This window comes from Streptomyces candidus (genome assembly GCF_014207445.1).
Classification (GTDB): Bacteria; Actinomycetota; Actinomycetes; order Streptomycetales; family Streptomycetaceae; genus Streptomyces; species Streptomyces candidus.
The window spans coordinates 61,088-79,945 of sequence record NZ_JACHEM010000014.1; the positions used below are offsets into that span (position 1 = coordinate 61,088).

At 71.4% G+C, this 18,858-nt stretch carries 20 protein-coding genes; 8 read left to right on the forward strand and 12 right to left on the reverse strand.

Features of this window, described 5'->3' with window-relative positions; all coding sequences use genetic code 11:
• Positions 1–52 precede the first annotated feature (52 nt).
• The 8 genes from HNQ79_RS24785 to HNQ79_RS24820 all read right to left on the reverse strand — a co-directional run bounded on the left by HNQ79_RS24785 (position 53) and on the right by HNQ79_RS24820 (position 8,643).
• Complete coding sequence (locus tag HNQ79_RS24785) at positions 53–1,327, reverse strand: glycosyltransferase (RefSeq protein WP_185034706.1); 1,275 nt, start codon at positions 1,325–1,327, stop codon at positions 53–55.
• Positions 1,324–2,289 (reverse strand): glycosyltransferase, encoded by a 966-nt coding sequence (locus HNQ79_RS24790; RefSeq protein ID WP_185034708.1) that lies wholly within the window; start codon positions 2,287–2,289, stop codon positions 1,324–1,326. Before HNQ79_RS24790 ends, HNQ79_RS24785 begins: the two co-directional genes overlap by 4 nt.
• A complete protein-coding gene (locus HNQ79_RS24795; protein WP_185034710.1) occupies positions 2,286–3,428 on the reverse strand; it encodes a glycosyltransferase family 9 protein in 1,143 nt (380 codons plus the stop codon). Before HNQ79_RS24795 ends, HNQ79_RS24790 begins: the two co-directional genes overlap by 4 nt.
• On the reverse strand, positions 3,425–4,126 hold the full coding sequence (locus HNQ79_RS24800; RefSeq protein ID WP_185034712.1) for a D-glycero-alpha-D-manno-heptose-1,7-bisphosphate 7-phosphatase: 702 nt from the start codon (positions 4,124–4,126) through the stop codon (positions 3,425–3,427). Before HNQ79_RS24800 ends, HNQ79_RS24795 begins: the two co-directional genes overlap by 4 nt.
• Positions 4,123–5,223 (reverse strand): glycosyltransferase family 2 protein, encoded by a 1,101-nt coding sequence (locus tag HNQ79_RS24805; protein ID WP_185034714.1) that lies wholly within the window; start codon positions 5,221–5,223, stop codon positions 4,123–4,125. The genes HNQ79_RS24800 and HNQ79_RS24805 overlap by 4 nt, the downstream gene beginning before the upstream one ends.
• Entirely contained in the window at positions 5,223–6,884 is a 1,662-nt protein-coding gene (locus HNQ79_RS24810) for a carbamoyltransferase family protein (RefSeq protein WP_185034716.1), read from the reverse strand. The genes HNQ79_RS24805 and HNQ79_RS24810 overlap by 1 nt, the downstream gene beginning before the upstream one ends.
• 251 nt (positions 6,885–7,135) lie before the next feature.
• A complete protein-coding gene (locus tag HNQ79_RS24815) occupies positions 7,136–8,098 on the reverse strand; it encodes an NAD-dependent epimerase/dehydratase family protein (RefSeq protein ID WP_185034718.1) in 963 nt (320 codons plus the stop codon).
• A 299-nt stretch (positions 8,099–8,397) separates the two neighbouring features.
• Positions 8,398–8,643, reverse strand: a complete 246-nt coding sequence (locus HNQ79_RS24820; RefSeq protein ID WP_185034720.1) for a DUF6158 family protein — start codon at positions 8,641–8,643, stop codon at positions 8,398–8,400.
• 271 nt (positions 8,644–8,914) lie between these two features.
• Between HNQ79_RS24820 and HNQ79_RS24825 the strand changes: the two genes are divergently transcribed.
• The 3 genes from HNQ79_RS24825 to HNQ79_RS34815 all read left to right on the forward strand — a co-directional run bounded on the left by HNQ79_RS24825 (position 8,915) and on the right by HNQ79_RS34815 (position 11,105).
• Positions 8,915–9,376: a DUF4383 domain-containing protein gene (locus HNQ79_RS24825; protein WP_185034721.1), complete on the forward strand. Its 462-nt coding sequence runs from the start codon at positions 8,915–8,917 to the stop codon at positions 9,374–9,376.
• A 306-nt stretch (positions 9,377–9,682) separates the two neighbouring features.
• Positions 9,683–10,099 carry a CBS domain-containing protein gene (locus tag HNQ79_RS24830; protein WP_185034722.1) on the forward strand — a complete coding sequence of 139 codons (417 nt, stop codon included), beginning with the start codon at positions 9,683–9,685 and terminating at the stop codon, positions 10,097–10,099.
• A gap of 139 nt (positions 10,100–10,238) precedes the next feature.
• Complete coding sequence (locus HNQ79_RS34815) at positions 10,239–11,105, forward strand: DUF6098 family protein (RefSeq protein WP_373312549.1); 867 nt, start codon at positions 10,239–10,241, stop codon at positions 11,103–11,105.
• 188 nt (positions 11,106–11,293) lie between these two features.
• Here the strand turns inward: HNQ79_RS34815 and HNQ79_RS24845 are convergent, their stop codons facing one another.
• The 3 genes from HNQ79_RS24845 to HNQ79_RS24855 all read right to left on the reverse strand — a co-directional run bounded on the left by HNQ79_RS24845 (position 11,294) and on the right by HNQ79_RS24855 (position 13,444).
• Complete coding sequence (locus HNQ79_RS24845; RefSeq protein WP_185034723.1) at positions 11,294–11,539, reverse strand: hypothetical protein; 246 nt, start codon at positions 11,537–11,539, stop codon at positions 11,294–11,296.
• Between the two features lie 100 nt (positions 11,540–11,639).
• Complete coding sequence (locus HNQ79_RS24850) at positions 11,640–12,233, reverse strand: hemerythrin domain-containing protein (protein ID WP_185034724.1); 594 nt, start codon at positions 12,231–12,233, stop codon at positions 11,640–11,642.
• The gene (locus HNQ79_RS24855; RefSeq protein ID WP_185034726.1) at positions 12,230–13,444 is read right to left on the reverse strand and encodes a hypothetical protein; all 1,215 of its coding nucleotides are present in this window, start codon (positions 13,442–13,444) and stop codon (positions 12,230–12,232) included. The genes HNQ79_RS24850 and HNQ79_RS24855 overlap by 4 nt, the downstream gene beginning before the upstream one ends.
• 374 nt (positions 13,445–13,818) lie before the next feature.
• On the opposite strand from HNQ79_RS24855, the gene ctaD reads away from it, so the two are divergent.
• The 4 genes from ctaD (at position 13,819) to HNQ79_RS24875 (ending at position 16,969) form a co-directional block, all read left to right on the forward strand.
• Entirely contained in the window at positions 13,819–15,537 is a 1,719-nt protein-coding gene (gene ctaD, locus HNQ79_RS24860; protein ID WP_185034728.1) for an aa3-type cytochrome oxidase subunit I, read from the forward strand.
• A 2-nt stretch (positions 15,538–15,539) separates the two neighbouring features.
• Complete coding sequence (locus tag HNQ79_RS24865; protein WP_185034730.1) at positions 15,540–15,899, forward strand: hypothetical protein; 360 nt, start codon at positions 15,540–15,542, stop codon at positions 15,897–15,899.
• Between the two features lie 187 nt (positions 15,900–16,086).
• Positions 16,087–16,260 carry a hypothetical protein gene (locus HNQ79_RS24870; RefSeq protein ID WP_185034742.1) on the forward strand — a complete coding sequence of 58 codons (174 nt, stop codon included), beginning with the start codon at positions 16,087–16,089 and terminating at the stop codon, positions 16,258–16,260.
• A gap of 13 nt (positions 16,261–16,273) precedes the next feature.
• A complete protein-coding gene (locus HNQ79_RS24875) occupies positions 16,274–16,969 on the forward strand; it encodes a hemerythrin domain-containing protein (protein ID WP_185034744.1) in 696 nt (231 codons plus the stop codon).
• A gap of 88 nt (positions 16,970–17,057) precedes the next feature.
• Here the strand turns inward: HNQ79_RS24875 and HNQ79_RS24880 are convergent, their stop codons facing one another.
• Complete coding sequence (locus tag HNQ79_RS24880) at positions 17,058–17,591, reverse strand: hypothetical protein (RefSeq protein ID WP_185034746.1); 534 nt, start codon at positions 17,589–17,591, stop codon at positions 17,058–17,060.
• A gap of 638 nt (positions 17,592–18,229) precedes the next feature.
• Here HNQ79_RS24880 and HNQ79_RS24885 point away from each other — a divergent pair.
• Positions 18,230–18,847 carry a hypothetical protein gene (locus tag HNQ79_RS24885; RefSeq protein WP_185034748.1) on the forward strand — a complete coding sequence of 206 codons (618 nt, stop codon included), beginning with the start codon at positions 18,230–18,232 and terminating at the stop codon, positions 18,845–18,847.
• Positions 18,848–18,858 lie beyond the last annotated feature (11 nt).

Sequence of the window (18,858 nt, forward strand, 5' to 3'; positions counted from 1 at the left end):
GGCTGACGGACCGTTCGGTACGGCAGCCCGGCCGGACTGTCCGGTACCTGCCTCACACCGCCCCGACCCCCGTCACACGGGGCAGGGCGTCCAGGACTTCGCAGTAGGCCGCCTCGGTGGCCGCCGCGACCTGCCCCCAGCCGTAGCGGCGCAGGACCCTGCGCCGGCCGGCCGCGCCGCAGGCCTCACGCAGGGCCCGGTCGCCGAGGAGTTCGAGGACGGCGCGGGCCAGGGCCTCGGGATCCCCCGGCTCCACCAGGCGGCCCGCGACCGGGTCCGCCACCGTGTCGAGCTGCCCGCCGACGGCGCTGGCGACGACCGGCCTGCCGCACGCCATCGCCTCCAGCGGCACGATGCCGAACGGTTCGTAGTCCGCGGGGCACAGCACGACGTCGGCCGCGCGCAGGAGCGCCGGCACCTGGGCGCTCGGTACGCCACCGGTGAAGCGCACCCGGTCCTCGACGCCCGCCTTCCGGGCGAGTGCGCGCAGTCTGCGGACCTCGGCGTCCTCGTCCAGCCGGTCGGCGGACGGCCCGCCGACCACGAGCAGTTCGGTCTCGGGCAGCAGGGCCAGCGCGGCGATGGAGACCGCCGCGCCCTTGCGCGGCACGAGGCGCCCCAGCTGGAGCACCTGGTGCCGGTGGGCGCCGCGCGGCGCGGCCGGCCCACGGGGAGTGAACAGTTCCGTGTCGACGCCGCACGGCACGATGCCGGTCTTGGTGGCGGGAATGCCCATCCTGCCCAGTTCCGCGACCTCGTCCCGGCAGGTGGCGATGATCCGGTCGCAGCCGTGTCCCAGTTCCGTCTCCAGCGCGATCCGCTGGGGCGGGCTGGAGTCGGCGACTTGCTGGTGGCGCCTCTTCACCGTGCCGAGCGCGTGATACGTGTGCAGCAGGGGAAGGCCGAGTTCGCGGGTGGCGCGCAGCGCGGCCAGACCGGACATCCAGAAGTGCGAGTGCACCACGTCGGGCAGCGCGCCGCGCCAGGTGCGCGCCAGGTAGCGGCCGAACTCCGGCATGTGGGGCAGCAGTTCGTCCTTGGGGATCTGCTCGGGCGGGCCCGCGGGCACGTGGTGCACCTCCACTCCCGCACACAGGGGGACGCGTACGGGCAGACCGGGCGAGTCACGGCGGGTGTAGACGGTCACCCGGTGCCCGCGATCGGCGAGCGCGCCGGCGAGGCAGGCGACGTGCACGTTCTGGCCGCCCGCGTCGACGCCGCCCAGCGTGGCGAGCGGACTGGCGTGCTCCGAGACGAGGGCGATGGAGAGCGCTCCGGGACCGCCGGGCTCCGCGTCGAGAGCCGCCGGATCGAGGGTCGAGGTCATGAGGTCGCCTCCGTCAGCACACGCTCCCAGTCGTCGAGGAAGCGCTTGAGTCCGTACCGTTCGAGAGCGGCCTGGCGTGCGCGCGCGCCGTCCTCGGCCGCGGCCTCCGGTTCCCGCAGGTAGTGCCGGGCCGCCCGGGCGAGCACCTCGGGACGGGTGGAGAGTGTGCCGGTGCCGGGTTTGACGGCCTCGATCGCCTCGGTGGTGGCGAGTGCCACGACCGGCATACCCAGGTGCATGGCCTCCAGCAGCGAGAGACCGAGGGACGTCCAGCGCACCGGGTGCAGGTACAGGCGTCGCTGTGCGAGTGCCGCGTGCAGTTCGCTCTGCGGGAGGTCGGCGGTGCGGCAGCGGTCCTCGGGGACGCCCAGGTGTGCGGCCAGGCCCTCGGTCCGCATCCCGAAGACGTCGAGGGGCGCCGCCTCGCTCAGAGCGGGAAGGAGGTCGGTGCCGGTGTGACGGCCGCGGCGCACCGGCTCGTTGACGACGACGGCGGCCCGGGCCAGGCGGCCGGTGTACTGGTGGCCCGGGTCGACGATGCCGTGCTCGATCACCTCGGTGCGGGTGGTGCCGTTGTCCCAGAAGAGCCGGTTGAAGTGCGTGACGTGCACGAGCGTCAGGTCGTCGCGGCCGGCGCACGGGTGCCGGGTGCGCGGCACGTCGCCGTCCGGGGTGTTGTGCTCCAGGTACACCGCGGGCACGTCCCGTCCCGGGCGCCGTCCGCCGAGCCAGCGTTCGGCCAGTTCCGCTTCGTGCGGCCGCTGGAGGAGGACCAGGTCCACGTCCGCGTCGCGCAGTTCACCGGGCGTCATCTCGCGCACCGAGTCGGGCCAGGCGAACGTGCGCGCGCGGCCGAGGCCGTCGGGTCCGCGGTCCGGTGTCACGGGTACGAGGTAGGTGTGCGGTCCCTGCACGAACGAGGTCGTCCAGGAACCGTGTACGTGCCACAGCAGGATGTTCATACGCTCGCTCCTCGTTCCGTGCCGGGCGTACGGCCCGTTCCGTTCGGCGGGTGGGACAGGGACGCCGTCGGCGAGGACGGCGACGCGGGCGGACGCGGGTAGGTCCGGGGGGTGGTGGTGCCGTCGGCCAGCATCGCCACGGCGGCGAGCACCTCGGCGTCCCCCACACCGTCGAGGCAGGGGTGGCCGGGCAGCGGGCAGTTCCGCGCCCTGCTGTCCGCGCACTCCTCGCGCTGGTCGCCGAGCAGGACGTGGGGTACGCCGTACGGGCCCCAGCGCTCAGCCGGCACGACCGGCGCGAACAGACTGGCGACGGGTGTTCCGACGGCGGCGGCGAGGTGCCCGGGCCCGGTGTTGCCGACCACCGCGACCCGCGCCCCCGCGAGTACGCCCGCCAGTTGCCGCAGATCGGTGTTTCCGCCGAGGTCGAGGGCGTGCCCCGCGGCGACCCGCGCGGTCAGCTCCCGCTCCGCGGGACCGCCGGTGACCACGACCCGGTGCCCGGCGGCGGCGAGGGCTGCCGCGGCGCGCCGCGCCCGGTCGGGACTCCACGCGCGGGCGGGCACGGCGGCCCCCGGGTGCAGCACGACATAGGGTCCGCCACCGGTCAGCGAGGTGGTGTCGGGCGGCGTCGTCACGCGCAGCGCCCCGTCGTCGCCGGGCGGCAGCGAGAAGCCGCAGGCGCGGGCCAGGTCCAGGGCCGCCGAAGCCTCGTGGCGGTGCGGCAGCCGGTGGTGGCGCAGATCCAGGAGGGCGCCGGGGTAGTCCTCGCTGTCGGCGGCCGTCCAGGCGACGCCTGCCAGTTTCAGGAGCAGCGCCACGGGCAGCGGGCTCTGGTGGTAGGAGACGAGGATCAGGGCTCGGTCGAAGCGGCCGCGCGTCACCGTGTCGAGCACCTGTTGCGTCGCTTCGCGTGTGACCGGCGCCGGGTCCAGTCCCACCCACGGGGCGTCGTACACCAGGACGTCGTCGACGCCGGGCAGGAGTGCCCCCGCGTCGACGCCCTGAGGTCCGCAGAGCAGCGCGGTGTACGAGGAGCCGGCCGCCACCGCACGGACGGCGGGCCCGGCCAGCAGCACGTCACCCGCACTGTCGAGGCGCACGACGAGGGTGCGCGGAAGGCGGGGGGTGCCGGTCATCGCCAGGCCTCCGTTTCCGGCGCGCGGGCGGGCGCCGCCGTGCGGGGCGTCCGCGGTGGAGCGAGGGCCAGGTGCACGGCGGCGAGGAGGTCGGGAGCCACAGCGTCCGCGTCCGCGGTCTCCTCGGCGCGGGTGACCGCGGTGGGTACCAGCACGCCACGGGCCCCGGCGGCGCGGGCGGCGAGAACGTCGGCGCCGATGTCACCGATGACGACCGTACGTCCGGGGGGCACGCCGAGGCGCGCGCACGCGGCGAGCACCAGTCCGGGCGCCGGTTTGCGGCAGGCGCAGCCGTCGCCGGGGCCGTGCGGGCAGACTGCCCACACCCCGAAGGGGCCCAGCAGTTCCTCCACGCGCCGCCGCACCGCGTCGACCTGGCAAGCGGTCAGCAGGCCGCGGGCGACGCCCGACTGGTTGCTCACGACCCCGAAGGGGACGCCCGCCGCGCGAACGGCGTCGACGGCGTCCCGCGCGGTGGGCATGAGTTTCACCAGTGCGGGGTCGCCGTTGTAGGGCACGTCCTCCACGAGGGTGCCGTCGCGGTCGAAGAGGACCGCCGCCGGGAGTTCCCGGTCGCCGCGCGGCTTCGCCCGGGTTCCCGGTGCCGGTGGTCTGCCGCGTGGTCCGTCGAGCAGCCAGGGGCCGTCGCCCCGGGTGTGCAAGCCCCGTCGCGGGCCTGCCGCGGGGAGCCCGTTCATCGGCGCACCCGTTCCTCGGGGGCCCGCCGGACCGGCGGTCCTGGGGTGCGGCCGGGTCCGGCCCCGCGCACCTGGAGCGGCTGCGCCTCCCGGTGGGCAAGCTGTCCGCGCAGCCAGTGCCAGACGGCGGCGGGCGGAATGAAGACGCTGGTCCACGCCATGGTGGCCACTTCGTCGCGGTTCCGCGGCCCCGGCAGGATCCGGGCGAGAGCGAATTCGGTGGTACCGGCCAGCCAGAGCGCGGCGCAGGCGGTGGCGGCCCGGCGCCTGCGCAGGACGGTGCAGGCGAGCGTCCCGGCCGCCGCCGCGGTCACGGCGAGGTGGCGGGGCAGCCTTCCGCGCGGTGCGGCGGCGCGGGTCCACCAGTCGGGCCCGTGCAGCCGCGTCATGAGCACGTCGTCCGCGTTCCCCGCCTGGAGGCGCAGCGAGATCCAGCGGTCGGCCGGGCGCACCGGGTGAGCCGTGGAGCGTGTTCCCGCGGCCACCCTCCAGCCGGCGGCGAGCACGCGCAGCGCGAGGTCGGCGTCTTCCCTGAACGCACGGCGGAACCGCTCGTCGAAGCCTCCGACGGCCTCCAGCGCCTCGCGCCGGTAGGCCATGTCGGCGGTGATCCAACGGGCGGTGGCGAGGCCCGCGGTGTTGCGTTCCCAGTCCGTGGGCCTGCGGTCCTCGGGCAGGGGCACGTCGATGCGGGCGGTGACCGCCGCGTCGCGCGGCCTCGCCGCGCGGAGGTCGGCGGCCAGTTCGTCCCCCCAGGCGGGCCCCGGGACGACGTCGTCGTCCAGGAAGACGATCCACGGCACGTCACCGGCCGCCCGCCACCCGGTGTTACGGGCCGCGGCGGGGCCCATGGCCCGGCCGCCGACCACGGTGGTGACGGAGGACAGGGACGGTGGGACGTGGTCCTCCAGCGGTGTCCTGCCGTGAGGTCCTGGCCGGTCGTCGACGAGAATCAGCCGGTCCGGCTTCGGTCCGGCGGCCCCGGCCAGCGCGTGCAGCGTCACCCGCAGACTGGGCCGTCCCAGGGTGGGGACGACCACCGCGTACGTGGCGGCGGCGCGGCCGGTGCCGCCGGTCCGTTTCGGGTGCGTGGACATCAGGCACCGCCGCCCTCGGAGGTCCGGAAGAGGTCCTGACGGCGGATGGCGTACGGGCCGATGGCCAGCAGGTCGACGGGCGAGGAGCCGAAGCACTCCAGCGCGTCCCGCGGGTCGTCCACCATCGGGCGGCCCGCCGTGTTCAGGCTCGTGTTGACGACGACCGGCAGGCCGGTGAGCTTCTCGAACTCGCCGAGCATGCGGGCCACCAGGGGTTCCTGCGCCGGGTCCACGGTCTGGATGCGGGCCGTCCCGTCGACGTGGACGACGGCCGGGATACGGTCGCGCCAGGCTTCGGCCACGTCGTGCACGAACAGCATGTACGGGCTGGGCATCGGGCCGTCGAAGATCTCCGGGGCGCGGTCGGCGAGCACCATCGGGGCGACGGGACGGAACTGCTCGCGGCCCTTGACGTCGTTGAGCCGTTCCAGGTTGCCCGCGTGCCCTGGGTGCGCCATGAGCGAGCGGTGGCCGAGCGCCCGGGGACCGTATTCCGACCGGCCCTGGAACCAGGCGACGATCCGGTTCTCCGCCAGCGCCCGCGCCACTGTCGCGGCGATGTCCGCGGGGCGCTCGAAGGTGACGGCGGCCGTCTTCAGCAGGGCGCCGAGTTCGGCGTCCGACCAGTCGCGGCCCAGGTCAGCGCCGGACATGGGCTCCGGCCGGACGCCCCCGTCCGCGGTGAGCAGCAGCGCGCCGCCCAGCGCCGTGCCCGCGTCACCCGCCGCGGGCTGCACCCACACCCTGGCGAAGGGGCCTTCCCTGGCGATCCGGGTGTTGGCGACGCAGTTCAGTGCGACGCCGCCGGCGAGCGTGAGCACGCTGTGGTGCGTCTTGCCGTGCAGCCAGCGCGCCAGGTCGAGCAGGGTCTCCTCAAGGACGGCCTGCGTGCTGGCCGCCACGTCCGCGTGGTCCTGCGTCCACGGTTCGTCGGCGCCGCGCGGCGGGCACAGTTCGTGCCACGGCACGGCGGTGGCACGGAAGCCCCCGTCGCCGGTCGGGTACACGTGCCGGCGCAGTTCGGGCAGCATCCGCGGGGTGCCGTGGGAGGCGAGGGCCATCACCTTGAACTCGTCGGAGGAGCGCAGGAACCCGAGGTGCTGCGTGAGCTCTTCGTAGACCAGGCCGAGGGAGTGCGGCAGGTCCTGGGAGTACAGCGGTTCGAGCGTGTCGCGGACCCGTCGTGCGGCGAGGTGCGAGGCACGCTCGCCGCGGCCGTCCAGCACCAGTACCGAGGAGTCCTCCGCATCCGGCACGGCGAAGGCGCTCGACGCGGCGTGCGCCATGTGGTGCGGCACGAACCGGACGATGCCGGGGTCCAGTCCCGGCAGGGCGGTCCTGAGGAAGTTCGGCGCCTCCCTGGCGTACGTCTGGCGCAGGTGGTCCCAGGGGTCGTCGAGGCCCATGGCGTCGGCGGGTCTGGCGAGGGCGGGATCGTAGGAGTAGGCGACCGCGTCGAGGTCCTGGGGCCGCAGGCCGGCCCTGCGCAGGCACCAGGCGGCGGCCTGCTCGGGCAGTTCCCAGGCCGAGAACGGCAGCGGCCGTTTCCCGTGCTTGCGCCGGGAGAACCGTTCCTCCTCGGCGGCGGCGACCGTTCGGCCGTCGATCACGAGGGCGGCGGCGGGGTCATGGAAGAGAGCGTTGATTCCTAGGACGCGCATGGGGTGTCCGAGATTCTGTCGGGGGTCCTTCGCACGTGCCGGTGTACGAGCCTGCGCAGTCGCGCGACCGCGGCACGGGAAACATGACCGAATGGGAAGCATGACTCAATGGGGTCCGCGCGGTGGTTCTTCCGCGGCGAGGGGCGCGGTCTCGCGCCGCTGATCGGTGGGAGGAACGCTCCGCCGATCAGCAGGGGCGAACGCACCGCCCGTCGGCGGTCCGCGGCGCCCTATGTGCGCCGCGCAGCCGATCAGCGTTCCGCTGTGGCGCGGAACCAGTCGATGGTGCGCCGGAGCCCTTCCCGGGCCGGCACGTCCGGTTCCCAGCCGAGCTTGTCGCGCGCCAGGGTGATGTCGGGGCAGCGGACGGCCGGGTCGTCCGTCGGCCGGGCGATGAAACGGATCTCCGAGCGGGACCCGGTGAGCTCGATGACCAGGCGCGCCAGTTCGAGCATCGTGATTTCGGTGGGGTTTCCGATGTTGACGGGGCCCCGCATGTCGTGGGCGGCTGCCGCGAGGATGCCGCGCACGGTGTCGTCGACGTAGCACAGCGAGCGGGTCTGGTTCCCGTCGCCGGTGACGGTGAGGGGCTCGCCATCCAGCGCCTGCCGGACGAAGGTGGGCACCGCCCTGCCGTCGTGTCCGCGCATCCGGGGGCCGTAGGTGTTGAACAGCCGCACGATGGCGGTGTCGGTGCCTTTCGCGTCGGCGTGCGCGGTGGTCAGGGCCTCACCGAACCGCTTCGCCTCGTCGTACACGCTGCGCGGTCCGACCGGGTTGACATGACCCCAGTACCGCTCGTTCTGCGGGTTCTGCTGGGGATCCCCGTACACCTCCGACGTGGAGGCGAGCACGAAGCGGGCGTCGGAGCGGTGCGCCAGCCTCAGGGCGTTGCGCGTGCCGAGGCTGCCGGTGTCCAGGGTGTGCAGGGGCAGCCGCAGGTAGTCGGTCGGCGACGCCGGCGAGGCGAAGTGCAGGACCAGATCGGGGCGGCGTTCAACGGTGAAGTCCTCGGCCACGTTCGCCCGTACGAGCTGGAACCCCGGGCGGTCCAGGAACGGTTCCAGGTTCTCCGGGCGCCCCGTGCTGAAGTCGTCCACGCAGGTCACGGCTGTTCCCTCAGCCAGCAGGGCGGCACACAGATGCGAACCGACGAAACCGCCGCCGCCCGTGACGACGGCGTGCTCCCACTTCCCTGGCGAAGCTGTGGTCATCCGAATCTCCTCCGTACGGGGGAACGGCGCGCCGTGGTGCCGACCTCGGGTCGTCGAGTGCGCCCTGGGCCGCCGAGTTCTCGATCAGCCTCTGCCATCGGAGCGCGGACGGCTCGGTGGGACGGGGCATACGGGTGACCGCGCCGCGTCGGTCCTCCCCGGCCCACGCCGACGCGGCACACGCGATGCCCGCCGCACAGCGCCGGAGCGGGGTGGCAGCGGGCATCGGGGCTGTTCGGGTGCGGGCTTTCCGGAGCGGGAGGACCGGATGGCGCCGGGGGGACTCGGGATTCGTACGGTCAGTCGTCCTCGCCGGTACGGGCGCGGGCGCCGGCGCGGGTGCGGGAGGAGGTCTGGGCGCGTTGCGGGTGACGGCGTACGTACTCGCGTTCCAGCTCGTTCATCCGTTCCGTATGCGTGGTGAGCGCGTCGTCCGACGCGTGCAGCAGGGTTTCGTGCCGCGTGCGGTGGATGGCCTCCAGTTCCTTCAGAAGCTGTCCGTCTTCCAGGTCCCGGGCCGACGGCCCGCCCTCGTGAACGGTCATCTCGGATGCGCCTCCTTCGCCTCGCCAGGTGCGGGCCGGCTGTGGACGTCGTGACGGTCCATGCCGGCTCCCGACCTCATCCTGCCCCGTCGGGCGGCCCCGCGCACAAGGAAGTCGTGCCTGGCCGACGTGTCCGGGCAGGTCCCCCGGGCCCGTGACTCCACGCGCTCCGCGTGCATGACAGTCCCAGGGGCGGGATAAAGGAGCGAGCAGTCACGCCCGGAAAGACCGGGCCGACCTCAACGTCCGTTCCACGGCAGAAAGAGCTGTCATGACCTCTTCCCAGTCCCGCCCCGCGCCCGTCGCCAGGAGCGCTGTACAGAAGGCCGCGCTACTGGTCGGCGCCGTCTTCCTCCTCGTGGGCGTCCTCGGCTTCATCCCCGGGGTCACCACCCACTACGACACGATGAAGTTCGCCGAACACCACTCGGAGGCGAAGCTCCTGGGCCTCTTCCAGGTGTCCATCCTGCACAACATCGTCCACCTGCTGTTCGGTGTCGCGGGAATCGCCATGGCCAGGGCTGCCGGCACCGCCCGCACCTATCTGGTCGGCGGCGGGATCATCTACCTCCTGCTGTGGCTCTACGGTCTGTTCATCGACCACGACAGTGCGGCGAACTTCATCCCGGTCAACACCGCCGACAACTGGCTCCACTTCGTCCTCGGCGTCGGCATGATCGCGCTGGGCGTCCTGCTGACGCGCCGCACCGCCCGCACACGGCCGGCCCGGTAGCGCCACCGGACCTGCGGACAACGGCCGGCTGCGGCGCACACCTCGTCCACCTCCCGAAGGGAGCCGCAGGCGGCCATGTCCGTGCGACCACGCACGTGCGACTCGTACGTACAACGGCGCCGTTCGACCCGGTGCTCCCCTCGGAGTCGGCGCTCGTCCCAGGGCGGCACCCACACCGGAAGGGTGAATTGTCATGAGTTATGCATCGCGGCCAGCGGGGAACGAGTGTCACGTCATGCTCACCGAACACACCGTCGCGCAGGGTTTCCGACGAGCGACGGTGGCACAGAAAAGGGGAATGTCCCGATGACGAAGGCGCGCGACATCATGACCGGCAACACCGAATGCGTCGGAGCGGACGAGACCGTACTCGACGCCGCCCGCAAAATGAAGGATCTGGGCGTGGGTGCCCTGCCCATCTGCGGCAGCGACAACAAGCTCAAGGGCATGCTCACCGACCGCGACATCGTCGTCAAGGTCCTGGCCGCCGGGAAGGACCCCGCCACGTGTCCGGCCGGCGAGCTGGCACAGGGTGAAGCGGTGACCATCGGCGCGGACGACGACGCCCAGGAGATCCTTCGCACGATGACCGCGCACAAGGTGCGTCGGCTGCCGGTGATCGACGGCCACGACCTGGTCGGCATGGTCGCCCAGGCCGACGTCGCCCGTTCCCTGCCCGATCCGCAGGTCGGGGAACTCCTGCAGGCGTTGTCCACGGACTGACGCACCGACGCCACGGGGCCCGGGGCCCACCATCCGTCGTTTCCGCCCGGGGACCCCGGCATCCGTCGGAGCGGCGGCAGGCCCCCAGCCCGGCAGACACCGACACCTGCGGTCCACAGCGGCCGGCGACCGAGGACTCATGAGCGACGCGGAGATGACTGTCTTTGCCACGCTGGCCGACCTGACGAAGTTGGTGAGCAGCGACCGGGGCCTGTACGTGCGCTGGTCGCGCGGCCCCTCGCCGGACCTGGACGCGGTTTCCAGCAGGGACGATCTCACCGGTGTACCTCTGCCCGGGTTGTCGGTCAACTCCCTCGACGTCGCGGACTGGTGGGGCGACCGGCCCGTTCATGTGTGGGTGGCCCGGCGGCTCTACGACTACTCGCACCTGCCGCGCCTCAAAGGGGCGTTCACGCGCCCCTGGGTGCTGCGTGGTGTCGAGACGGGGAGGGGCCCGGACAACGAGCCGCTGGTCAATGAGGTGGTACCGCTGGGCTGGATCGACCCGTCGGTCATCGCCGAAGCCAATGAGGTGATCACGAGCCTGCCGGGAAGCTGGGGCCCGGTGTGCCGGGACAACAGCTTCTGCCCCCCAGAGGGTCACCGCATGTACGAACGCACGCTGTACGCATGTGAGGAGAGCGTCGTGCCGGATCCCCCCGGGTCGCAGAGACTGCGTGAGGAACTCACCGAGCAGGTCGAGGTGTTCCGGCGACGCGCGGCGTCCGCCGAGGCAGTGATGGCGGAGCTCCGGGCCGACTGCGACCTCGACGCGGCAGACGCCGCTTCCACTCGCGCCGCCCTCGCGGACGAACACGGCCGCGCCGAAGAAGCGCGTCGGCAACTCGCCCGCACGACGGATGCCCTCCACCGCTTGGACGGGGGCACGTTCGGACTCTGCGTCTCCTGCGGTACCGCCATCGACCCCGAGCGGCTGCTCGCCGTGCCGCACACCCGATGGTGCGTCGCCTGCCGACGTGACGTGGAGGACCGCCCTGCGAGGTGAACCTCGCGCCATCGGTGAGGGTGCTCTCCCACCACGCGAAGCCCACCGGCAGGCCCGCACGCCGCGTCTCCGCGACCGCGGCGGACGGCCGGGCCGGGCGACTTTCCGCCATGTGAGGGCACCGCGTACCCGGTACCCGTGCCGGTCGGCAGGCGCCGCCGGGCTCTGCGCCCGACCGTCCCGCGCCCTCAGCCGCCGAGCTTGCCGACCGCGTCGTCCAACGACGCCGCCATCAAGGTGACGTCCTGCGGCGTGGGATGCGTGGTGCCCAGCCGGTCCACGAGGTCCGCCCGTGTCAGCACCACCACCGCTCCACGGAGGTCCTCGCCGTCCAGGGCTGCTCGTCCGGCCACCCTGGCGCGGCCTTCCAGCAGGACGAGCGCGGAGTCGTCCGCCGAGTCCAGCAACTCGCGCACCAGAGTCTCGCTGATCATCACGTGATCCCTTCGTTGTTCCCGTTCTCGCGTTCGCTGCGCTTCCCGGCTTTCGCGCGGACGGCCCGCCCCGGAGGGCGGGCCGTCGTCGTCATGCGGTTCAGCCGTCCTTGCCCATGGCCTGGCGGACAGCGTCCTTGGTGCGGTCCATCAGTGCGGCGACGGGGCCCAGCGCCATGTTGGCCGCCGCCGACTCGACTCCGGGGTGGGGCCGGGTGGGGGCCACCGCCTCTGCCGCCTTGACTGCCTTGGCCATCGCAGCCAGGTTGGTGACGTCGGTACTGCGGCGGATGTGGGTGAACTCGTAGCGTTCCTCGGCCCGGGCGTGCGCCTGCACCTCCGCGCGCAGCTTCAGCAGCTGCGGCATGAACTTCGGGTCGTCCGTGTCGAGGTCGTCGAGGGCAGCCAGCGTCTCCTTGGCGGCCTTCTCCTCCGCCAGTCGGTCGTCGGCGACCTGCCCGCCACCGGCCAGGTTCTTCCGGGTGAAGGGGTGGACGACCTCCTCCTCGGCCGTCTCGTGCACGGCCAGCAGGCGCACCAGCCGGCGGAACGCGTTGCGGCGCTCGTCACCCTTGGTGGCCTCGACCTCATCGAAGAGGTTGCGGATGTCACCGTGCTGGCGCATCAGCAAGGACACGACATCGGTGTCGGGAGCCCGGTCGTCCCCGGCGTGGGGGGTCTGCATGTCGCTCATGCGCCGCTGCCGCCCTTCTCCCGCTGCGAGGGGTCGGGGTGCTCGCCCTCGGTCTCGACCCGGTACTCGCGGCCGAACATGGCGTCGTGCTCCTCGATGACCCGGTCGCTGGGGGGCGCCTCGCCGCCGTGGATGTCCTCCTGCATCTTCTCGAACCGCTCGTGCGCGTCCCGTACGTACCCCGCGCCGAGCGTGGTGAGGTCCATCTGCGTGTCCAACAGCTCGCGCAGATAGGCCTTGTTGGGCTCGAAGGTGAGCACGTTCGGCAGCTCGGGCGCGAGGACGGACTCGGGGTCGCGGCCGTCGTGGCGGCGCATCAGGTCGCAGGCGATGTGCAGGTGTTCCAGCTCCATGTTGAGGTGGAGCTCCCAGATGGCCTTCACCCTCGGGTCGCTCTCCTGCTCCATGAAGGAGTGGTAGAGGTAGCACTCGTTGTACTCGTGGTTGACCAGCTGCTCCCACCACGTCTCGCCCGGGTCGACGAGGGACTCGTAGTGGGTGACGTGCTCCTCCTCGATGAGCCCGATCTCCTGGTAGAGCTGGCGGGCGATCGGCTCCATGTAGGTGGGGCCGGTGTTCATGTAGAAGTTCATCGTCTGCTGCTCCGCCGACATGATCGTCAGCGCGTGCAGCTTGGAGAGCGGGTTCGTCTCGTCCTTCACGTACGGGTCACGCACGTTGTCGACGGGGTTGCGGTGGTGGAAGCGCGTCGGGCGACCCGGCATCACCTCGGTGAGGCCGTCGACGATCGCGTCGGCCTTGCGGTGTTCGATCATCTCGTACAGGTTCGCGTACCGGTACAGGTGGTCGAAGTCCTCCAGCACACCGAACTGGTACGCCTGCTTCAGGTACGGGTCCGGCTCCATCCGCGCCACCCACGCCGTCAGATCGACCGCCACCTGCTCGTAGGCGATCGTCGTCTCCAGCACCGACGAGACACCCGGCAGCAGCCAGTTGACCACCTTCTGCTGCTGCGCCTCGATGTAGCGGGTCCGGGCGAGAAGCCTTTTCACCTCCGGGTCCTTGGTGTGCCGGGCGAGCTGGTGGCTGAACATGATCGCCTCGACCTCGATGCCGTTCATCGTGATGATGCGGCACCGGGTGTACGGGTCACAGTGGTCCGGGTCGATCGGCTTCACGTTCAGTTCACGCCAGTTGCGCAACTGCCGGTCCAGCGGAATTCCGCGCTGCTCAAGCGGATTGAAGGTCACGCCGCACTCCTTCGCGGTCGGTCTACTGACAGAAAGGCGGAGTACCCCCGCAACCGCATCCCAATCCGCTTCCGCGAAGGCACCAACTGCCCATGTTTCGCCCGTCGGCGGGAACGCGCTTCTGTACACGCCCGGACGGGTGTACGGAAACCCGTGTGGCGTAACGCCGACCGCGACACGCAGTTGCGCGGCCCCCGAGAGCGTGCGAGAGGCGCTTTCCCACCACCCCGTGCGCTCGTGCGCCGTTACGCGGCACGGCATTCCCGAACAGCGCGCGTCGGCCATGCCGGTGACGTCGCATCGGCGTAGCGTTTGTGTGCGCCGTACCGGGGTACTCCGCTGCGGCTTCGTTCGTACTCGCGCTGGGAATACGTATGACCTTGCAAACCGAGACCGAGAATGCTGCGCCCGTTCCGGTGAAGGGCCGCGGCCTGGGCGCGGTGGTGATCAGCTGGCTCACCACCACCGATCACAAGAAGATCGGTCACCTGTACCTGATCACCTCCTTCACGTTCTTCCTCTTCGGCGGGGCGCTGGCCCTGTTGATGCGGGCCGAACTCGCCCGGCCCGGCATTCAGCTCATTTCCAACGAGCAGTACAACCAGTCGTTCACCATGCACGGCACGGTGATGCTGCTGCTGTTCGCCACCCCGACGTTCGCCGGGTTCGCCAACGCCATCATGCCGCTGCAGATCGGCTCGCCCGATGTGGCGTTTCCCCGGCTGAACATGCTTTCCTACTGGCTGTTCCTGTTCGGCGGCCTGATCGTCGTGGCCGGGATGTTCACCAGCAACGGAACCGCCGACTTCGGCTGGACCGCCTACACCCCGCTCAGCAGGGAAGAGCGCTCGCCCAGCGTCGGCGCCGACATGTGGATCATGGGGCTGGCCCTGTCCGGCTTCGGCACCATCCTGGGCGCCGTCAACTTCATCACCACCATCATCTGCATGCGCGCCCCCGGGATGACGATGTTCCGGATGCCGATCTTCACCTGGAACGTACTGCTCACCTCGGTGCTCGTCCTGCTGGCCTTCCCGGTGCTGGCCGCGGCCCTGCTCGTCCTGGAGTCCGACCGCCGTTTCGGCTCGCACGTCTTCGCTCCCGAGAACGGCGGAACCCTGCTCTGGCAGCACCTGTTCTGGTTCTTCGGACATCCCGAGGTCTACATCCTGGCGCTGCCGTTCTTCGGCGTGGTCACCGAGATCCTGCCGGTGTTCTCCCGGAAACCCATCTTCGGATACGTGGGACTGGTGGGCGCCACCATCGCGATCACGGGCCTTTCGGTGACGGTGTGGGCCCACCACATGTTCGCCACCGGAGCGGTCCTGCTGCCGTTCTTCTCCTTCATGACGTACCTGATCGCGGTGCCGACCGGGGTGAAGTTCTTCAACTGGATCGGCACCATGTGGAAGGGCTCCATCAGTTTCGAGACACCCATGCTGTGGGCGGTCGGGTTCCTGGTGACGTTCCTGTTCGGCGGGCTGACCGGCGTCATCCTCGGCTCACCGCCGCTGGACTTCCACGTCACCGACTCCTACTTCGTGGTGGCGCATTTCCACTACGTGCTGTTCGGCACGATCGTCTTCGCGATGTTCGCCGGATTCCACTTCTGGTGGCCCAAAATGACCGGCACCATGCTCGACGAACGGCTCGGCAAAATCCACTTCTGGACGCTCTTCGCCGGCTTCCACCTGACCTTTCTGGTCCAGCACTGGCTCGGCGCCGAAGGAATGCCGCGCCGCTACGCCGACTACCTCGCGGCCGACGGCTTCACCGCCCTCAACACCCTCTCCACCATCGGCTCCTTCCTGCTCGGCCTCTCCACCCTGCCGTTCCTCTACAACGTGTGGAAGACAGCCAAGTACGGCAAGCGCATCGAAGTCGACGACCCCTGGGGATACGGCCGCTCCCTGGAATGGGCCACCTCCTGCCCGCCCCCGCGCCACAACTTCACCACCCTGCCCAGGATCCGCTCCGAATCCCCTGCCTTCGACCTGCACCACCCCGAAATCACCGCCCTCGACCAGGCCCGCTTCACCGGCCAGCGCGACGTCCTGGAACCGGACGACAACGTCGGCGGGAAAGAAGAGTGAGGATGCGGGACCGCAGGCAGAGCGAACGCGAGACGGCAGCGGGCATCAGCCGTCTGGAGGGGTACCTCCTGGGCCAGGCAGAGATCCAACGAGCCGAGTCGCAGGGCAAGGACTTCGCCGGGCGCCTGCCCTGGCTGACCACCGCCCAGCAGGAAGAGGTCGCCCGGCACTACACCCAGGACCGCCTCGCCACGACCAGGCAAGCACTGACGGCAGTCAACGCACGTCAAGCGGAGCTGCGGGAGGAGTACACCGCCCGCTACCAAACGCTGCGGCAGCAACTGCTGTGCCGTTGCGTAGCCCTGCTCATCACCGCCCTCACCCTGTGCTGCACCACCGTTCTCCTCGTCGTACTGCGGTGATCACTGGCTCGCGCAACAGCCGCCGGCCACCCTCAGCTCCGCCCACACGTTTCCGTTGGACCGCGCGTGTATGTGGTCGAAGAATGGTCGTGGACCGTGTGGGCCGGGGCTGACCGGGTACCCAGCGGACGGCTCTGGCATCTCCGGATCCAGCCACACCCACGACCCACTGCAGGAAGGCAGAGTCATGAGCGAACAGACACCGTCCCAGGCCGAGGGCGAGCGCGACCCGGACACCGGGACGGCGGACGCAGCGCCGGTGCCAGACTCCTCGAAGGCGCCCCGTACGACACCGTCGCAGGCCGAGGGGGACCGCTCCGAGGACGAGGAGACCGGCCCCGAAGGCCGGGCCGGGGACTGAGAAGGGCGCAGCCATGGCCAGGACCATCAAGGACCAGACAGTCGAAGAACTTGGCGGCGACGGCAGCGTACTTGCGCGGCAGCGCCGCGAGCACGCCGAAATGGACCGGCTGATGGACCGGTACCAGCGACTGACGGACTCCGAGGAACAGGCACGGCTCCTGAAGGAAATCGTCCAGCTCGTCTTCAGCCACGCGTTCGCCGAGGAGACCGTCCTGTGGCCGGCTGTCCGGTGCAGCGTTCCGGACGGGGAGGAGCTGACCGCGCGGGTCGAACAGGAGCACCAGCAGATCAATGACCTCACCAGCGAGATCGAACGCCTCGACCCGCAGGACCCACGACGCGACGAAATGGTGCGGCGGGTCTTCGCCCTGATCCGTCAGGACATCAGGGACGAGGAGGACGAACTCCTGCCCCGCCTCCAGGACGCGCTGAACCCCGCCGGGCTGCGCCGCCTCGGCGCGGCCTGGGAGGCCGTGCGCCGAAGCGCCCCCACCCGCCCGCATCCCGCCGTCCCCCGGCGACCGCCCGGCAACGCGCTCCTGGGGATTCCGCTGAGCGGCTACGACCGGGCCCGCGACGCACTCGGCGCGAGCACAGGGTCGACCGCGGGCAGGCGCAGGGCAGCCGTGGTCCTCGGGCTGCTCGCCGCAGCATCCGCCGTCGTCACGGTCGTGGTGCGGGGCGTGCGGGTTACCCGTCGGCGGTGAGGCGCGGTCGACACGACTTCGCGAGGAGGCCCACGGGCCTGCTGTCAGGACGACGACGTTCGCATCCGCGGCAGCAGGCCCTGCGCGGTCAGCGGGTGAACGCGTCCGAGCGGGGCACCGGGCCCACTCCGGTCCGCCGACCGGGCCGCAGCGCCGCATGACGCTGCCCGGGCCCGGCGCCGTCCCGCGCGGCCAGGCGGTCGGCGACGAAGCCGGTGGCGAAGGCGTAGACCGCTTTGTGGAGCAGGTCGACCGCGAGTTCTTTGCGGGGCCAGGTCTGGGGCGGGGCGCCGACGCCGGTGGCGTTCTCCAGGAGCTGATCGTTGGTGAGGCGGACCACAGCGAACTTCGCTGACGAGAGCGGCCCTCGCAGGCCCGCCTGCGCCATCGCGGACCGCAGCACGCCCAGCACGGCGGCCTGTCCGTAATGCATGGCCCAGTTGCGGGCCAGCGGCTGCCTGCCGGGACGCTCGTCCATACCCGTCAGCCTTTCCAGGACTCTGGCCGGTACGTGCGAGTCGGGGCGGCCGGTCAAGCGCTGCTCCAGCTTCTCCCCGGCCGTCATCACCACCGCGCCCGCCGTTCCGGCGAGCAGCCCTTGCCACACTGCGCGTTTCATCATGCGCACCCGGATACCCACACCGGGGCCCTGTACCCACCTGGCTGGAGGCTATTCGAATGTGCCGTCCGTCTGCCGGACATGGCGGAGGGCTTGTTCCAGTACGTGCCGGATCAGCACTCCCCCACCACGCCAGACGAACGGTCCGTCGCAGCCTTCCCTCCGCCCCACCGGACAAGATCCAGCCAGCACGGGCCGGACGGCGGCCGTCCTCCGCCCCCGCCGTCCTGGAGGGCCGGCCCGGCGGGATCGCTTCGATGAGGAGGATGCGGCGTAGCCGTCGGCACCGGACGCCTCATGCGGGCGTGTCGCACGAGTCCGACTGGCGCGCTGTGATGCGTGTGGGGGCGACGTCCGGGCCGGCAAGAGGCGGTTGCGCATCTGCGGCGCTCTTCGCCTGCCGCGTTTGCCGCTTCGTGAGCTCCAGCGCGTTCACCAGCACCGTTGGCATCTCCCACCACTGCCCCCGTCCTGAACGTCAGATCACACCCTCAAACCGCTGCTCCCGAACTGCCTGCCCGCCATAAGGGTGATGGCCGGCGAATCCTCGCTCCGGCCGCTGTCCGTGTGTCCATGATGGTGGCGAGCTCCGCCGGGGCGGGACTGTGCCAGTAGAGGCGATCGGATGGGATGTGCAAGTCGTGGGTACCGTACGGAAATCGGCACGCGAGGCCACAATTGTCGGCCTGACCGGGGCCGCGGTGCTGCTCGGTGGAGCACTGGCCCCTGTGGCGCAGGCTGTGGACGGGGGGCGTGCGTCCATGCGGGTGTGCGCCAATACGGCGGGGAAGTGGCAGAGTTCCGACGCCAAGGCGCTGGGCGACTGCCACACCGCGCGCGGTGCGTACGCCTCCAAGCGGGCCGAATTGATCCGGGGCAAGGTCCCCGGGAAGGTGGCCGAAAGCTGGGGCGCGAAGGCCGCTGGGGAGTCCCGTTCCGCCGTGGTGGATGGCGCCCGCCGCACGAACGGCCCGATGACTTCCGGCGAGGCCGTTCGGGCTGCGATGTGGGCGGCCGTCGCGTCGGATGCGGCGCGCCCCGTGGAGGCCCGGTCCGGCAGTGCGGAGTCCGCCACGGCCACTGGGGACGAGGGCTACCGCGGCGCCGTCCTGGAAGCCCGCCGCGCGGCCAGGGCGGCCTGGCGCGCAGCCGAGAGTGCCCACGCCGCCGGGGGCCGCGACACCCGCCGAAACATCGAGGCGGACCGGGCCGAGAGCAAGGCCTGGCAGACCGCGCGGACGGCCGGCTGGCTGGAGTAGCCTCCTCCCCC